Below are 15,820 nucleotides of genomic sequence, written 5' to 3' on the forward strand. Positions count from 1 at the left end.
CCGCGCCGAGGTCGGCGCTGTCGTCGAGCACCAGCGCGATGCCACCGGCGGGCTCCGGCGTGGTGGCGTCGGTGACCGGCAGCGGGTAGCCGGTGGCCGGACGCAGGAGCTGGGCGAGCTGCTCGGCGACCGCCAGCGCGGCGGGGTTGGCGCTGGTCACGATGACCGCGTCGGCCGGGAGGACCCAGTCGGCGGTCGGGTCCGGCTGGACGTGCTGTGGGGCGGGCACGACCTCGGCCAGCCGGTGCGGGGCCGCCGGGGCGAGCAATGTGCCAGCGGTCTGCTCGGCCGCGCGGGCCAGCGTGGCCGCGTCCGGTTCCCCCGCCGAGAGCGGCACGGGGACGGCGGTGGGGCCGGGGGAGGGGGTGGTCGACACGGCGGCGACTCCGGGGGGTGTATTCGCGTCGGTTATGGCAAAAGTGAGGTTCACCGGCTGGCGTGGCGTCAAGCGTACGACGCTCGGCCGGGATGCGTGATGGTGCGCATGGAAGCGTTCCCAAAAACCGGTACGAACACGGATAGTCGTGATGGCTGTGCCAATTGTCACCGAACGGTCCCAGGTCACTCGATGTTCGCTTAACCTTCGCCCACCGATCGACGTTGACCCCGGGATTACCGGCGGTCCGTCCCGGGGAAGAAGAAAACTGAACCTTCGTTAAGTGTCAATCCGGCGCGTGTGTTGTGGAGGCTCTGGTGGCAGCGCAAGAGACCGTCGATCACAAGTACGTCTACGACTTCTCCGAAGGCAACAAGGAGCTCAAGGAGCTGCTCGGCGGCAAGGGGGCAAACCTCGCCGAGATGACCAACCTGGGTCTGCCCGTCCCGCCCGGCTTCACCATCACCACCGAGGCGTGCCAGGCGTACCTCGCGACGGGACGGGAGCCGGACGGGCTGGCCGGTCAGATCGAGGCACACCTGGAATCGCTGGAGCGCGCGATGGGCAAGCGCCTCGGTGACCCGCAGGACCCACTGCTGGTCTCCGTCCGCTCCGGTGCCAAGTTCTCCATGCCCGGCATGATGGAGACCGTCCTCAACGTCGGTCTCAACGACCAGAGCGTGGTCGGGCTCTCCGCGCAGGCGGGGGGCAACGACAGGTTCGCCTGGGACTCCTACCGGCGACTCATCCAGATGTTCGGCAAGACCGTCTGCGAGGTGCCGGGCGAGGAGTTCGAGCACGCGCTCGACGAGGCCAAGCACGCCAAGGGCACCCACAACGACCTGGATCTGGACGCCGACGACCTGCGGGGGCTGGTCGACGCGTACAAGAAGATCTTCCTGAAGCACACGGGTCGGGAGTTCCCGCAGCAGCCACGCGAACAGCTCGACCTGGCCATCCGGGCGGTCTTCGAGTCGTGGAACGCCGAGCGCGCGGTGCTCTACCGCCGCCAGGAGCGCATCCCGGCCGACCTGGGCACCGCGGTCAACGTGGTGACAATGGTCTTCGGCAACCTCGGGCCCGACTCCGGCACCGGGGTCGCTTTCACCCGCGACCCGGCCAGCGGCGCGCAGGGCATCTACGGCGACTACCTGGCCAACGCCCAGGGTGAGGACGTGGTCGCCGGCATCCGCAACACAGTGCCGTTGCAGGAGTTGGAGCAGCTCGACAAGGCCTCCTACGACGAGCTGCTCGGCATCATGGCCCGGCTGGAGGAGCACTACAAGGACCTCTGCGACATCGAGTTCACCATCGAGCGCGGCAAGCTGTGGATGTTGCAGACCCGGGTCGGCAAGCGCACCGCCGCCGCCGCGTTCGTCATCGCCGGGCAACTCGTCGACGAGGGCCTGATCGACCTGGACGAGGCGCTGCACCGGGTCAACGGCGCGCAACTGGCCCAGCTGATGTTCCCGCGCTTCCAGCTCGACCACGAGTTCCAGCCGGTCGCCAAGGGCATCGGCGCCTCGCCCGGCGCGGCGTCCGGCACAGTGGTCTTCACCTCCGCCCGGGCCGTCGAGCTGGCCGCCGAGGGTGAGTCGGTGATCCTGGTGCGCCGGGAGACCAACCCGGACGACCTGAACGGCATGATCGCCGCGAAGGGCATCCTCACCTCGCGCGGCGGCAAGACCAGCCACGCCGCGGTGGTGGCCCGGGGCATGGGCAAGACCTGCGTCTCCGGTGCCGACGAGATCGAGGTGAACGTGCCGGCCAAGCGGTTCACAGTCGCCGGGCAGACCGTCAACGAGGGCGACGTCGTCTCCATCGACGGCACCACCGGCAAGGTCTATCTCGGCGAGGTGCCGGTCATGCCCTCCGAGGTCGTGCAGTACTTCGAGGGCAGCCTTGACCCCGAGCACATCGACAACGCGCTGGTCCGGGCCGTACACCGGATCATGACGCACGCCGACGGGAAGCGGCGGCTGGCGGTCCGCACGAACGCCGACACCGGCGCGGATGCTGCCCGGGCCCGGCGCTTCGGCGCCGAGGGCATCGGGTTGTGCCGCACCGAGCACATGTTCCTCGGTGACCGGCGGGAGCTGGTCGAGCGGTTGATCCTGGCCCGGGCCCCGGGCGAGCGGGAGGCGGCGCTGGCGGCGCTGCTGCCGTTGCAGCGGGCCGACTTCGAGGAGATCTTCCGCGAGATGGACGGCCTGCCGGTCACCGTCCGGCTCATCGACCCGCCGTTGCACGAGTTCCTGCCGCCGCTGGAGCAGCTCGCCGTCAACGTGGCGGTTGCCCAGGAACGCGGCGAGGACGTGGCCAAGGAGGAGGCGCTGCTCGCCGCCGTCCGGCGGATGCACGAGGAGAACCCGATGCTCGGGCTGCGGGGCGTACGCCTCGGCCTGGTCATCCCCGGCCTGTTCGCGATGCAGGTCCGGGCCATCGCCGAGGCGGCCGTCAGCTGTGCCCGCGGCGGCGGGGTGGCGAAACCGGAGATCATGGTGCCGCTGGTCGGGGCCGTGCAGGAGTTGGAGACGGTCCGCGCCGAGGCCGAGAAGATCATTGCCGAGGTGGTCGGGGACAGCGGCGTCGAGGTGCTGATCGGCACCATGATCGAGGTGCCCCGGGCGGCGCTGACCGCCGGGCAGATCGCCGAGGCGGCCGAGTTCTTCTCCTTCGGCACCAACGACCTGACCCAGATGGGCTGGGGCTTCTCCCGCGACGACGTCGAGGGAGCGTTCTTCTGGCGCTACCTGGAGTTGGGCATCTTCGGCATCTCGCCGTTCGAGTCGATCGACCGCGACGGCGTCGGTCGGCTGGTGCGGATCGCCGCCGAGGAGGGTCGGGCCGCCCGGCCCGGACTGAAGCTCGGCATCTGCGGTGAGCACGGTGGCGACCCGGACTCGGTGCACTTCTTCCACGAGGTCGGCCTGGACTACGTGTCCTGCTCGCCGTTCCGGGTGCCGGTGGCCCGGTTGGAGGCCGGTCGGGCGGTCGTGGAGAGCGGCGGGTCGGACAGCCGCTGACGCACGTCGGCGGCGGCCTGGTCACCCGGCCGCCGCCGGCGCTCAGATCGGCGGGCGACGCCAGGTGGGTCGGGACGAGCGGCGCAACTGCGCCGGCAGGGTCGCCATCGGGGTACGCGTGGCCAGCGGGGCGTGCGCGTCCGGTACGGACGTCGCGCCGATGCCTCCGCCGCGAACGTCCAGGAACGACCCCGCCCGGCGGGCGACCGCCCGCGCCTCCTCGTGCAGCGCCTCCAGGTCCCCCGCCGCGGACGCGGTGACGAGGGTCAGCAGGGCGCTGCGCCCGGCCGGGTAGGTGACCACGCAGCCGGCGGTGGTGCACACGACCGACTCCCGGAACTCGCCCTGCCGGACGGTGTCGGCCACCCGGTGCCCGAGCCCGAAACTCGCGGCGGCGAGCGCGGCGAGATGGGTGGCGTCGGTGCTGGGTAGGTCGCTGGAGATGAGCAGGCCGTCGGTGCCCGCGAGCACCGTGCCGGCGATGTCGGGTCGTCGCTGGCGCAGCCCGCGTAGCTCCGTTCCCATCACCGTGTCTGCGTCCACGAGCGTTACCCCTCACCGGTCGGCTCTGCGTGTCAGTCGGCTGGTTACGTTCCGCGCTGGGAACGCTACCGGTGGCGACTTCCGGCCGCGAGCCCGTAACCCTCGGCGATCGGTCGGCAACTGCGGGCCAATCGGTGGTTGTGTGCCCTTCGTCGATGCGTCGTGAGCGGGTCGAGCAGTGGTGGCGGGCGTAATCTTGGCTCGCTCGCACACGGCCGATTGGGCGCCGCGTCGAACGGGAAGAGGTGACTGCATGACCAGTGTCTGGGAGAGCCTGACTGTCGACGCCCGCGATCCGGCCCGACTGGCCCGTTGGTGGGCCGAGGCGCTCGGCTATCAGGTCGTCACCGAGACTCCGAGTGGCGTGGAGATCCGCCAGTCCCCGGACCAGTTGCCCGCCCTGTTCTTCGGCCCGGTGGCCGAGGGCAAGGAGCGCAAGAACCGGCTGCACCTCGACCTGCGCCCCGCCAACCAGGAGGCTGAGGTCGAGCGCCTGGTCGACATGGGCGCCCGGCACGTCGACATCGGTCAGGGCGACGTCGAGTGGACCGTGCTGTCCGACCCCGAGGGCAACGAGTTCTGCGTGCTGCGTGAGCGCGAGGAGTGAGCCGGTCTTGCGAGCCCCGCAGTCGTGAACAACAGAAGCCTTGTGAGCGCGAGGAGTGAGCCGGTCTTGCGAGCCCCGCAGTCGCGAACAACAGAAGCCTTGTGAGCGCGAGGACTGAGCCGGGGGCGGCGGAGGCGCGTTTGGTCGAGGAGCCGCCCAAGGACACCGGGCATCGCCGGTCGCCGTACGAGCGCGACCGGGCCCGGGTGCTGCACTCGGCGGCGTTCCGCCGGCTGGCCACCAAGACCCAGGTGCACACCGCCGGCACTGACGACTTCCTGCGTACGCGGCTGACGCACTCGTTGGAGGTGGCCCAGATCGCCCGGGAGATGGGTGCGCGGCTGGGCTGCGACCCGGACGTGGTGGACGTCGCGGGGCTCGCGCACGATCTCGGGCACCCGCCGTTCGGGCACAACGGCGAGGCTGCGCTGGACCTGCTCGCCACGCCGTGCGGCGGCTTCGAGGGCAACGCGCAGACCCTGCGGGTGTTGACCCGCCTGGAGGCGAAGGTGCTCGCCCCGGACGGCTCGTCCGCCGGGCTGAACCTGACCCGGGCGTCGCTGGACGCGATCGGCAAGTACCCCTGGCCACGCCGGCCGGGGGAGCGCAAGTTCGGGGTGTACGCCGACGACGCGGCCGTCTTCGACTGGATCCGCGCCGGGGCGCCCGGCGACCGGCGCTGCCTGGAGGCCCAGGTGATGGACTGGGCCGACGACGTCGCCTACTCGGTGCACGACGTGGAGGACGGCATCCACGGTGGCTATGTCACGTTGCATCCGCTGCTCACCGATGCCGACGAGCGGGCCGCGCTCTGCGCCGACGTGGCCGCCGCCTACTCCGGGGAGTCGGCGGCGGACCTGGCCGAGGTGCTCGTCGATCTGCTGGCCGGTCCGCTGCTCGCCCCGTTCACCGGGTACGACGGCAGCCATCGCGCGCAGGTCGCGTTGAAGGCCACCACCAGCGGGGTGACCGGGCTGTTCGTGTCCGCGGCGGTGGCGGCGACGGAGGAGCGCTTCGGTCCGGGCCCGCACCGCCGCTACGCCGCCGACCTGGTGGTGCCCCGCCTGGTGCGGGCGCAGTGTGCGCTGCTCAAGGGCATCGCGTTGCGGTACGTGATGCGTCGCAGTGGCTTCCGGGGCCGCTACGAGCGGCAGCGGACGATGCTGGCGGAGTTGGTCGCCGCGCTGGTCCGGCGTGCCCCGGATGGGCTCGATCCGATCTTCGCCCCGCTGTGGGAGGCCGCCCCGGACGACCGGGCCAGACTGCGGGTGGTGATCGACCAGGTCGCCTCGCTCACCGACCCGGCGGCGGTGACCTGGCACACCCGCCTGGTCGGCAACGGGACACCCCCGATTGACCACGAGTCAACTTAGGCTAACCTAACTGGCATGACGGAACGCCCCAGGAACGTCACCTCGGCCCGGGTGCTGCGCACCGAGCGGCCCACCCCGCACCTGATCCGGCTCGTCCTCGGTGGGGACGAACTGGTCGGCCTGCCGGTGGGCGAGTTCACCGACCACTACATCAAGGTGGTGTTCCCGCAGTCGGGGGTCGCGTACCCGCAGCCGTTGGACCTCGCCGCGATCCGCCGGGACCTGCCCCGGGAGCAGTGGCCCCGGCTGCGCGCGTACACGGTGCGGCGCTGGGATCCGCTGTCCGGGGAGCTGACCGTCGACGTGGTGCACCACGGCGACGAGGGGTTGGCCGGTCCGTGGGCCGCCGCGCTGCGTCCCGGCGATCCGGTGCACTTCGTCGGCCCCGGCGGCGCGTACGCCCCGAACCCGGACGCGGACTGGCATCTGCTGGTCGGTGACGAGAGCGCCCTGCCGGCGATCGCCGCCGCCTTGGAGCGCCTCCCGCTGGGTGCCCCCGCCCACGTCTTCGTGGAGATCGCCGACCCGGCGGAGGAGCAGAAGCTGCTCAGCCCCGGCGCGGTCGAGCTGACCTGGCTGCATCGCGGCGAACGCCCGGTGGGCGAGGCGCTGGTCGCGGCGGTGCGGGCGTTGGAGTTCCCGGCCGGCCAGGTGCACGCGTTCGTGCACGGCGAGGCCGCCTTCGTCCGGGAGCTGCGCCGGCTGCTGCGCGGCGAGCGGGGCGTACCCCTCGACCGGCTCTCCATCTCCGGCTACTGGCGGCGCGGCATGGACGACGAGGGCTGGCGCTCCACCAAGGCCGACTGGAACCAGCAGGTGGCGGCCGAGGAGACAACCATTCCGGAGCCCGCCGCGGCGGCCTGAGCGCCGCTCACCCCTCGGGGGTGTTCATCTCCCTGCCGGCCCGGGCGAGGCGCCGGCTGAGCAGTACGGCGTACCCGACGATGGCCAGGGAGAGCAGCGACAGCATCAGCCTCGGCTGGTGCACGGTCGCGGTGATCAGGCTGACCGAGACCACCCCGTAGGCGGCGATCGCCAACCGGGCGGCGCTCGGTCGGGTCCACAGCCAGTACAGGGCGAGCCCGCAGGCCGTCCACACCACCATCGAGGCGCCCAGCAGCAGCCGCAGCTCCAGCGGCAGGCGGTTGGCGTTGTCGTCGACCAGCCGAACCACCTGCCCGAGCGCCCAGCCGAGCAGCAGCAGCGCACCGCCGAGCGGTATGTGCAGGTAGCTGTACGCCTGCCCGCCGCGTAGCCGGCTCTGGGTCAACCGGGTGGTGACGAAGGTGGTGTAGACCCACCAGACCGCGGCCGGGATCAGGAAGGCCATCGCGGCGGTGAGGATCATGTGTGGCGGGGGGTGGTCCGGCACGGCGAAGAGCAGGCTGGCCAGCGCGCTACCCAGCACGATGATGGTGAACTGGCCGATCCGTTCCGGCAGGTGCCGGTTGTCCACCGGCCAACGGTTGAGCCAGCGCACCCCGACCCAGGGCGTGGCCAGTTCGATGACCATCGCGACGATCCACAGGACCGGGCGCAGCTCGGTGGGCACGGTCAGCGACACCAGCCAGATCAACCAGCCCGACCCGAAGCCGATCAGATAGACAGTCGTCACCATCCGGGCGCTCGGGCTGGTCGGCCAGGCACGCAGGTACAGCAGGAGCAGCACACCCCGCACGATCAGGTACCCGACCGGCAGGAGCACGCTCTCCGGGACCTCGTCGACCCCGAGAGTCATCGCTCCCGCGCCGACCAACGCGACAAGCACCAGCAGTCGGTGCAACGCGTCGTCCGGATCGAACCGGGTGTCGTAGTACACCTGCCCCATCCAGGCCCACTGAATCACGACGAAGAGCCCGATCACGGCCAGCACGGCCTTCGGCGACGGGGACGGTTCGTTGCCCAGCCGGGCCACCACCGCCGCCAGCGCGTACACGAAGATGAGGTCGAGGAAGAGCTCCAGCCAGGTGGCGTGCCGGTGGCCGGCCTCGTCCGTCTGCGGGGTCTGCCCCGGTAGCCCCATCCGATCGGCAAGCCATCTCGGGAGGCGGGGGGCTTTGGTCCGTACCCGGCGCATCTGGTCATGGTCCCCGTGCGGACCCGGCTGCGGGCCGGAACCGCCCAGCCGGCAGCGGCCGCCGCCACACCGGCGTCCCCCGGCCGGCGTGTCGTCAGTCCGGCAGGGCAGGATGTACGGCGAGGGGGTGGCGCATGGCTGGGCGGATCCGGGACGAGGACATCGCACTGGTCCGGGAACGCACCTCGATCGGGGATGTGATCTCCGAGACAGTCACCCTGAAGTCCGCCGGCGGCGGCAACCTCAAGGGCCTGTGCCCGTTCCACGACGAGAAGAGCCCGTCGTTCAACGTGTCCCCGGCCCGCAACGTCTGGTACTGCTTCGGCTGCGGGGCCGGCGGGGACGCGATCAAGTTCCTGATGGACGCCGACCACCTCAGCTTCGTGGAGTCCGTCGAGCGGCTGGCCGGCCGCGCCGGCATCCAGTTGCGCTACATCGAGGACGACAAGAGCGCCCCCCGCCCTCGCCCGCAGCAGGGCCAGCGCCAGCGCCTGGTCGCCGCGCACGCCGCCGCCGTCGAGTTCTACCGGGCGCAGCTCAGCACCGCGGGTGCCCGGCCGGCGCGTGAGTTCCTGGCCCAGCGAGGGTTCGACCGGGCCGCCGCCGAGCGTTACGGCTGTGGCTTCGCGCCCGACGGTTGGGACCTGCTCACCAAGCACCTGCGCCAGCAGGGCTTCACCCACCAGGAGCTGGTCACGGCCGGGCTGTCCCGGGAGGCCCGCTCCGGCAGCCTGATCGACCGGTTCCGCCGCCGGCTGCTCTGGCCGATCCGCGACCTCGCCGGCGACGTGATCGGCTTCGGCGCGCGCAAGCTCTTCGACGACGACGACGGCCCGAAGTACCTGAACACCCCCGAGACGCCGATCTACAAGAAGTCGCACGTGCTCTACGGCATCGACCAGGCCAAGCGGGAGATCGCCAAGCAGGGGCGGGCGGTGATCGTCGAGGGTTACACCGACGTGATGGCCTGTCACCTGGCCGGGGTGACCACGGCGGTGGCGACCTGCGGCACCGCCTTCGCCGCGGACCACATCTCCGTCCTGCGTCGGCTCCTGTTCGACAGCGACGAAGTGGCCGGCGAGATCATCTTCACCTTCGACGGTGACGCCGCCGGGCAGAAGGCCGCGCTGCGCGCCTTCGAAGACGACCAGCGCTTCGTCGGGCGCACGTTCATCGCGGTCAGCCCCGACAACATGGACCCGTGCGACCTGCGGCTGGCCAAGGGCGACCTGGCGGTGCGTGACCTGGTCGCCCGCCGCGAGCCGCTGGTCGACTTCGCGCTGCGGCACGTGATCAGCCGCTTCGACCTGGACACCGTCGACGGCCGGGTCGAGGCGATGCGGCACGCCGCGCCGCTGGTCGCGCGCCTGAAGGACCGGGAGAAGCGTCCGGAGTACGTCCGCAAGCTCGCCATGGACCTCGGCATGGAGATCGAGCCGGTGCAGCGGGCGGTGCTCGCCGCCGGCAACACCGCGCCGTCCGGCACCCGCGAGGCCGCCCCCGCCGCCCGGCCGACCTCGGCCCGCCCGGAGCCGGCGGTGGACAGCCCGCAGTCGATGGTCGAGCGGGAGGCGCTCAAACTCGCCCTCCAGCAACCGGTCCTGGCCGGGCCGATGTTCGACGCGGTCGAGGCCACCGAATACCGCCACCCGGTGCACGTCGCGGTGCGTACGGCCATCGCGGCGGCCGGTGGTGCCGCGTCGGCGACCGGCGGCGCGGTCTGGATCGAGTCGGTCCGCGACGCCTGCGATGACCTGGCTGCCGCGGCGCTGGTCGGTGAGTTGGCCGTCGAACCACTGCGGATCGACGGCGAACCGGACCCGCGCTACGTGTCGATCACCATGGCGCGGGTGCAGTTCGGGTCGGTGACCGCCCGGGTCCGGGACCTCAAGTCCCGCATCCAGCGGATCAACCCGGTCAACAACAAGGACGAGTACTTCGCCGCCTTCGGTGAGCTGCTGTCCCTGGAGCAGCACGCCCGGGCGTTGCGCGAGCAGGCTGCGGGAGGCCTCTAGATGGGACTGTTCAGCCGCAAGCCGAAGCTGCCGCCGGCCGACCGGCCGCCGCTGACCGCCGACGAGCGGGTGCTGGCCTGGGCGGCCGTCGGCAACGGCGAGGGCGACGGGGTGGTGGTCGCCACCAACCTCGGGCTGTGGCTGCCCGGTCGAGGGCACCGACTCGGTTGGCACGTCATCCTCAAGGCGGTCTGGTCCGGCCGGGAGCTGACCGTCACCCCCGCCGAGACCGTCGTCGAACGCGACGGCTACACGGTGGTCGCCGACGGCCCGGCCGAGACGTACTTCCTCCTCGACCCGCGCGAGCTGCCGCACCAGGTGCGGGCGCGGGTGACCCGCTCGGTCGCGTACACCGAGCACCAGCCGGTGCCCGGCGGCTCGGCGCGGGTCGCGGCCCGCCGCGTGGCCGGGGCCGACGGTCTGACCTGGACGGTCCGACTCGACCCCGGCACCCCCGCGGACGACGAAGCCCTGCTCGCCGAGACCGACCGGCTGGTCGGCGTGGCCCGTGCCGCCACCGCGCCGGCCGATCTCTGACCGGAAGGGTCAGTTGGCGCCGAGGTCCTTCAATGCCTTCTCCGCGCCGCGGTGCAGCGGCACCGGCAGGGTCCTGCGGGCCTTTTCCAGCGAGATCCCTTTGGCCGCCGGGTTCGCCTGGGCCAGCGCGTCGCGCTTGTCGAACACCGTCCGGGTGATCGCGCAGGCCACGTTGGCGTCCAGGTCCTTACGGACCAACAACACGTTGGGTACGACGATCGTCGGGGTGTCGGCCGCCGTCTTGTACGCGTCCCGGCCGATCGTGCCTTCCTGGTAGCCGGGGCTCAACGCGGCCATCTTCGGCAGCAACGGCGAGATGTCGACGAACTTCACCGAGTCGCCGGCCGTGGTGAACAGGTCGGTGAGACCCCCGGTGGGCAGACCGCCGGACCAGAAGAAGCCGTCGACGCTGCCGTCCTTGACCCCCTCGACCGTCTTGGTCAGGTCCAGTCGCTGCGCCCGGATGTCCTTCGCCGGGTCGAGGCCGGCGGCCTCCAGCAAGCGGTTGGCGATCACCTCCGTACCGGACTTCGGTGAACCGGTGGAGATCCGCTTGCCGCGCATGTCGGCCACCGAGGTGATCCCGGAGTCGTTGCGGACCACCACCTGCGTGTAGTTGTCGTAGATGCGGGCCAGCGCCTCCACCGGCTGCGGCGCGGTGAAACTGCCCTTGCCCTCGACCGCGTTGACCGCCGTGTCGAACAGGGAGAACGCCACGTCGTACTGGCCACCGACCAGTTGCTCGATGTTCTGCACCGAGGCGCCGGTCTCGGCGGCGGTGCCGGTGAGCTTGCCGCCGGTCGACCCGGACAACTGCCCGGCCAGGGCGTTGCCGACCACGTAGTAGACGCCCGTCGCGTTGCCGGTGGCGATGCCGACGCGGGTTTCCTTGGTCACCTCGCAGGTGACCTCGCTGGCCGTGTCGTCAGTGGCCGCGCCGCCCTGCTGACCTCCACAACCCGCGGCACCGACCGTGACGAGGGCGAGCACGCTCAGGCCCGCCGCGAGCCGTACGTCGATTCGTCTCACAGTTGTTCCTCCACAGGATTGGCTGGTGATCCGGACGATGACCGGTCGGCGGAGCCGCGTCGGATGAACACGCCCGCCGCCGCGACGACGGCCAGTGCCGCGCCGACAGTGACCGGCACGGGTTCGAGCCAGAGCAGGGCGACGCCGGCGAGGGCGCCCAGCACCCGTTCCGGGGCGCCGACAGGACCCACGCCGGGCAGCCAGCCACCGGCGGCGACGGCGAGCACCGCCACGCTGAGCGCGGTGACTCCGGCGGCGAAGGCGATCCGCTGGACGCCGCCGATGCCGAGCAGACCGAGCCCGGCCGGCGTGATGACGAACGCGATCGGGATGAGGTACGCCGGCAGCGCGTACCGCAGGGTCTGCCACATGGTCGGCACCAGCCGGCCGCCGGTGACCGCGGCGGCGGCCACCGCGGCGAGCGCCGTCGGTGGGGACACCTCGGACAGCACCGCGAAGTAGAAGACGAACATCGCCGCCGCCGGCGCGGTGACACCCAGGTCGAGCAGGGCCGGACCGACGATCACCCAACCGATCACGAACGACGCGGTGACCGGCACGGCCAGGCCCAGCAGGGTGAGCGCGACGGCGGCGAGCAGCGCGGTGAGCACCAGCACCAGCGTCGGGTCCGAGGTGGCCGCCTGCGCCCCGCCGATCAGCAGCGCCGCCGCCTGCGGCCCGAGGCCGGTCTTCGTGGTGGTCGCCGTGATGATGCCGGCGGCGGCGCAGACCGCGGTGACGGCGAGGACGCCGCGTACGCCGGTGACGAGCGCGGTCACCAGCCGGCCCGGGGTGAGTCGGTGCGCGCGGTCCTCGTTCCTGGGGGCCAGGAACGACAACGCGACGGTGAGCACGATGGCGAAGACGACAGCCCTCGTCGCGGACACACCGATCGCGAGGAACACGATGATGGCGATGAGCGAGGCGAAGTGGTAGCCGAACCGGGCCAGCAGACGCCAGGGCGAGTCGACGTCGATCACCACGGGGCGTACGCCGGACCGGCGAGCGTCGATCTCCACGGCGAGCAGGATGCCGAGGTAGTAGAGCACCGTCGGTACCGTTGCCCAGCCCAGCACCTGGAGGTACGAGACGCCCAGGTACTCGGCGATGATGAACGCTGCCGCACCCAGGGTGGGCGGGGAGAGGATGGCGCCCACCCCGGCCGCGGCCAGCATGCCGCCGGCCCGCTCCGGCGGGTAGCCGGCGCGGCGCAGCAGCGGCCAGGTGACCGCGCCGATGCTCACCGTCGTCGCCGCGCCGGAGCCGGAGACGGTGCCGAGCAGGAAACCCGAGGCCACCGCCGTCCGGCCGGCGGCGGTACGGGAACGTCGGAACGCCGCCGCCGACAACTCGACGAAGAACCGCCCGGCCCCGGAGAACTCCAGCGCCGCGCCGTAGATGGTGAACAGCACGATGTACGAGGCGGCCACGTCGAGTGGGGTGCCGTAGAAGCCGCTGTCGGAGTTGTAGAACGCGTCGACCAGTTGACTGAAGTCGAGCCCGGCGTGCGCGACAGGCCAGGACTGCGGCAACAGCCCGCCGTAGTAGCCGTAGCCGAGGAACAGCAGGCAGACCGCCGGCAGGATCCAACCGGTGGTACGTCGACACGCTTCGAGCAGCAGGAGCAGCAGGACGGTGCCCAGCACCAGATCCGTCGGCGCCAGCAGGCCCTGCCGGTCGAGGAACGCGTTGTAGCCGCCGCCACCGCTGCCGATCCGGATCGGCAGGACGGGATAGAGACAGGCCGCGACGGCCAGGGCGACCAGAACCCAGTCGGCCAATGTGGGCCCCGACGACGCGAGTGCCGGGGTGCGCCTGTCGCTGTCGCTCTCGGTGGCTTCGGCGCGGTTGGCGCGTCGTCGCCGGGCGCGTAGGCGGGCCGGCAGCCGCAGGTCGGCCGGGTAGGCGAGGAAGACCAGCGGGAGTACGCCGGCCAGGAAGATGATCAGGTAGTACTTGCTGCCCTGCGACAGAGGGCGGAACACCTGCCACAGGGCCAGAGCGCCGACCGCCAGCGCCGCCATGGTGAGGAGCAGACCAGCCGGCCCGGAGAGCACCCGTCCCGGCTTCTCGTCCTCGAACTGGGCGGCGAGGTCCCGAGTCGCCCGCTCGGCGACGCTCGGGTCGGGCTCGCTTGCGTCGGGCTCGCTTGGGTCGGGCTTGCCTGGGTCGGGCTCTGTCGGCTCGATTTCCGGTCGTGGTCGGGGTGGCCCGCCGCCGGGGCTCGCTGCGGACCCATCAACGGGAGAGTTGGCTGGTCGGGCAGGTGGCGGCGAGCCATCGGGCGAGCTGATGGGCGACACGAAGGGACGATACACGTCGATTGGCTGACGGGTGGGGCATCGATCGGTGTTTCGTCCCCGGTGGTACGGACACCGGGGTGACCGGCGGGTCGCCGGCGGATATTTGCGTGGAGGGCTGTCGGACCCGGCGGTTAGGGTCGGGCGGTGACTTCGGGGCGACCACTGATTCAGGCTCGCGGGCTGGTGAAGCGGTTCGGTGATTTCACCGCTGTGGACGGCATCGACGTCGAGGTTCGCCCGGGTGAGGCGTTCGGCTTCCTCGGGCCCAACGGCGCGGGCAAGTCGTCCACCATGCGGATGGTCGGCTGCATCTCCCCGCCCAGCGGGGGTGAGCTGCGCATCCTCGACATGGATCCGGTGGCGGACGGGCCGGCGATCCGGGCGCGTCTCGGAGTGTGCCCGCAGCTGGACAATCTCGACCCGGAGCTGACCGTCCGGGAAAACCTGACCGTCTACGCCCGCTACTTCGGCATCTCCCGCCGGGCGGCCCGGGAGCGCGCCGCCGAGCTGCTCGACTTCGTCCAGCTCACCGAGCGGGCCGACAGCAAGGTCGAGCCGCTGTCCGGTGGCATGAAGCGTCGGTTGACCATCGCCCGCGCGCTGGTGAACGATCCGGAGATCGTGCTGCTCGACGAGCCGACCACCGGGCTCGACCCGCAGGCCCGGCATCTGGTGTGGGAGCGGCTGTTCCGGCTCAAGCAGCAGGGCGTCACGTTGGTGCTCACCACGCACTACATGGACGAGGCCGAGCAGCTCTGTGACCGCCTGGTGGTGATGGACGGCGGCCGGATCGTCGCGGAGGGCTCACCTCGAGCGTTGATCGAGCAGCACTCGACCCGTGAGGTGGTCGAGCTGCGCTTCGCCGCCGAGTCGCAGGAGCCGTTCGCCGGCAAGCTCGACGGGCTGGGGGAGCGGGTCGAGGTGTTGCCCGACCGGGTCCTGCTCTACGTGCCCGACGGCGACGCGGCGGTCGCCGAGGTCACCGCGTTGGGGCTCCAGCCGGCGAACGTGCTGGTTCGACGCAGCGGCCTGGAGGACGTCTTCCTGCACCTGACCGGCCGCACCCTGGTCGACTGACGGGCGCTGGCCTGCTCGTCGACCTTGGCGTTGGCGGCCTGGGGCGCGAGCGGTCAAAGAGGACCGTTGGCGACTCAGCCCCGCGACATTTCCGGCGTATCGCCCCGGACCTCCGCTTGATCGACTCGGCTTCCTGAAAGTCGGGGTGATACGGCGGAGCGGACGGCCCGATTTCCTGAAACCCGAGTCGATCAACGGCGGCTCCAGGAGGCCGGGCCTCGGACGGGGCCCCGACGACCGGGTCGAACGCGGGCGACAAGTCGACGGGAACGTCGTAGGGTGACCGGCGGTCTGTCGTAACCCGGGGGAGTTTCATGTCTGATCTGGTGACCGCCAACCGACGTCAGGCCGGGCTCACCGCCCTCTACCTGGGCATCTTCGCGATGGTCTGGTTCAGTGTGCCGGCGGCGGAGCAGCCGCTGCGTGCCCTGCTCGTGCTGGGCAGCATCGTCGCGCTGCTCACCGCCGTGCTGGGCGGTGTGCTGTCCTCCCGACTGCGGGGTGCCGGCAGCCCCCGGGACCGGGCCGCCGACCGCCCGTACCTGCTCATCGTCGTGGCCGAGTTCGCCGCCGCCGGGCTGGGTGCCGCCGTGTTGGTCGCGGCCAACTGGTCCGAGTACGTGCCGGTGCTGGTCTGCCTGGTGGTCGGTCTGCACTTCTTCCCGCTCGCCCCGCTCCTGCGGGATCCGTTGCTTCGCCCACTCGGTGCCGCGCTGTGCCTGGTGGCGGCGGTGGGCCTCGTCGCCGGGCTCGCCTCGGCGGTCTCCGCCGGTCTGGTGGTCGGCATCGGCGCGGGAGTGCTGCTGCTCGCCTACGCCGTGCAGGCGCTGATCCGCGCGTACCGACCGGCCTGACCG

At 71.5% G+C, this 15,820-nt stretch carries 11 protein-coding genes and 2 pseudogenes; 8 read left to right on the forward strand and 5 right to left on the reverse strand.

What is annotated here, in order from left to right; translation table 11 throughout:
• Positions 1-376 (reverse strand): annotated as a pseudogene (locus MED15_RS24100) (glycoside hydrolase family 20 zincin-like fold domain-containing protein); the annotation flags it as partial.
• Positions 377-693: 317 nt separating this feature from the next.
• Here MED15_RS24100 and ppdK point away from each other — a divergent pair.
• Entirely contained in the window at positions 694-3,402 is a 2,709-nt protein-coding gene (gene ppdK / locus MED15_RS24105) for a pyruvate, phosphate dikinase (RefSeq protein WP_112590415.1), read from the forward strand.
• 42 nt (positions 3,403-3,444) lie between these two features.
• Here the strand turns inward: ppdK and MED15_RS24110 are convergent, their stop codons facing one another.
• Positions 3,445-3,945 (reverse strand): roadblock/LC7 domain-containing protein, encoded by a 501-nt coding sequence (locus MED15_RS24110; protein WP_112590338.1) that lies wholly within the window; start codon positions 3,943-3,945, stop codon positions 3,445-3,447.
• A 253-nt stretch (positions 3,946-4,198) separates the two neighbouring features.
• Here MED15_RS24110 and MED15_RS24115 point away from each other — a divergent pair, with 253 nt between their 5' ends.
• The 3 genes from MED15_RS24115 to MED15_RS24125 all read left to right on the forward strand — a co-directional run bounded on the left by MED15_RS24115 (position 4,199) and on the right by MED15_RS24125 (position 6,789).
• On the forward strand, positions 4,199-4,552 hold the full coding sequence (locus tag MED15_RS24115) for a VOC family protein (protein ID WP_112590341.1): 354 nt from the start codon (positions 4,199-4,201) through the stop codon (positions 4,550-4,552).
• A 101-nt stretch (positions 4,553-4,653) separates the two neighbouring features.
• Complete coding sequence (locus tag MED15_RS24120; RefSeq protein WP_112590344.1) at positions 4,654-5,925, forward strand: deoxyguanosinetriphosphate triphosphohydrolase; 1,272 nt, start codon at positions 4,654-4,656, stop codon at positions 5,923-5,925.
• 15 nt (positions 5,926-5,940) lie between these two features.
• Positions 5,941-6,789 (forward strand): siderophore-interacting protein, encoded by an 849-nt coding sequence (locus MED15_RS24125; protein ID WP_112590346.1) that lies wholly within the window; start codon positions 5,941-5,943, stop codon positions 6,787-6,789.
• Positions 6,790-6,796: 7 nt separating this feature from the next.
• On the opposite strand, the gene MED15_RS24130 is transcribed toward MED15_RS24125, so the two are convergent.
• On the reverse strand, positions 6,797-7,948 hold the full coding sequence (locus MED15_RS24130) for a low temperature requirement protein A (protein WP_167457717.1): 1,152 nt from the start codon (positions 7,946-7,948) through the stop codon (positions 6,797-6,799).
• A 166-nt stretch (positions 7,949-8,114) separates the two neighbouring features.
• Here MED15_RS24130 and dnaG point away from each other — a divergent pair.
• A pseudogene (gene dnaG / locus MED15_RS24135) lies at positions 8,115-10,017 on the forward strand (DNA primase).
• Positions 10,018-10,554, forward strand: a complete 537-nt coding sequence (locus MED15_RS24140) for a hypothetical protein (RefSeq protein ID WP_112590355.1) — start codon at positions 10,018-10,020, stop codon at positions 10,552-10,554.
• 9 nt (positions 10,555-10,563) lie between these two features.
• On the opposite strand, the gene MED15_RS24145 is transcribed toward MED15_RS24140, so the two are convergent.
• Complete coding sequence (locus MED15_RS24145; protein ID WP_112606206.1) at positions 10,564-11,583, reverse strand: TAXI family TRAP transporter solute-binding subunit; 1,020 nt, start codon at positions 11,581-11,583, stop codon at positions 10,564-10,566.
• Positions 11,580-13,607: a TRAP transporter permease gene (locus MED15_RS24150; protein ID WP_425271090.1), complete on the reverse strand. Its 2,028-nt coding sequence runs from the start codon at positions 13,605-13,607 to the stop codon at positions 11,580-11,582. The genes MED15_RS24145 and MED15_RS24150 overlap by 4 nt, the downstream gene beginning before the upstream one ends.
• Before the next feature lie 423 nt (positions 13,608-14,030).
• Between MED15_RS24150 and MED15_RS24155 the strand changes: the two genes are divergently transcribed.
• Both MED15_RS24155 and MED15_RS24160 read left to right on the forward strand, forming a co-directional pair.
• Entirely contained in the window at positions 14,031-14,963 is a 933-nt protein-coding gene (locus tag MED15_RS24155) for an ABC transporter ATP-binding protein (RefSeq protein WP_091408968.1), read from the forward strand.
• A gap of 314 nt (positions 14,964-15,277) precedes the next feature.
• Entirely contained in the window at positions 15,278-15,817 is a 540-nt protein-coding gene (locus MED15_RS24160; RefSeq protein WP_112725999.1) for a hypothetical protein, read from the forward strand.
• The last annotated feature ends 3 nt before the right edge of the window (positions 15,818-15,820 follow it).

Source organism: Micromonospora noduli (genome assembly GCF_003264475.1).
GTDB classification, from domain to species: domain Bacteria; phylum Actinomycetota; class Actinomycetes; order Mycobacteriales; family Micromonosporaceae; genus Micromonospora; species Micromonospora noduli.

Coding starts and splice junctions, on each gene's coding strand:
- MED15_RS24115 (WP_112590341.1), top strand. CDS start 4,199: ATGACCAGTGTCTGGGAGAGCCTGACTGTCGACGCCCGCGATCCGGCC.
- MED15_RS24125 (WP_112590346.1), top strand. CDS start 5,941: ATGACGGAACGCCCCAGGAACGTCACCTCGGCCCGGGTGCTGCGCACC.
- MED15_RS24130 (WP_167457717.1), bottom strand. CDS start 7,948: ATGGGGCTACCGGGGCAGACCCCGCAGACGGACGAGGCCGGCCACCGG.
- MED15_RS24140 (WP_112590355.1), top strand. CDS start 10,018: ATGGGACTGTTCAGCCGCAAGCCGAAGCTGCCGCCGGCCGACCGGCCG.
- MED15_RS24150 (WP_425271090.1), bottom strand. CDS start 13,607: ATGGCGGCGCTGGCGGTCGGCGCTCTGGCCCTGTGGCAGGTGTTCCGC.
- MED15_RS24160 (WP_112725999.1), top strand. CDS start 15,278: ATGTCTGATCTGGTGACCGCCAACCGACGTCAGGCCGGGCTCACCGCC.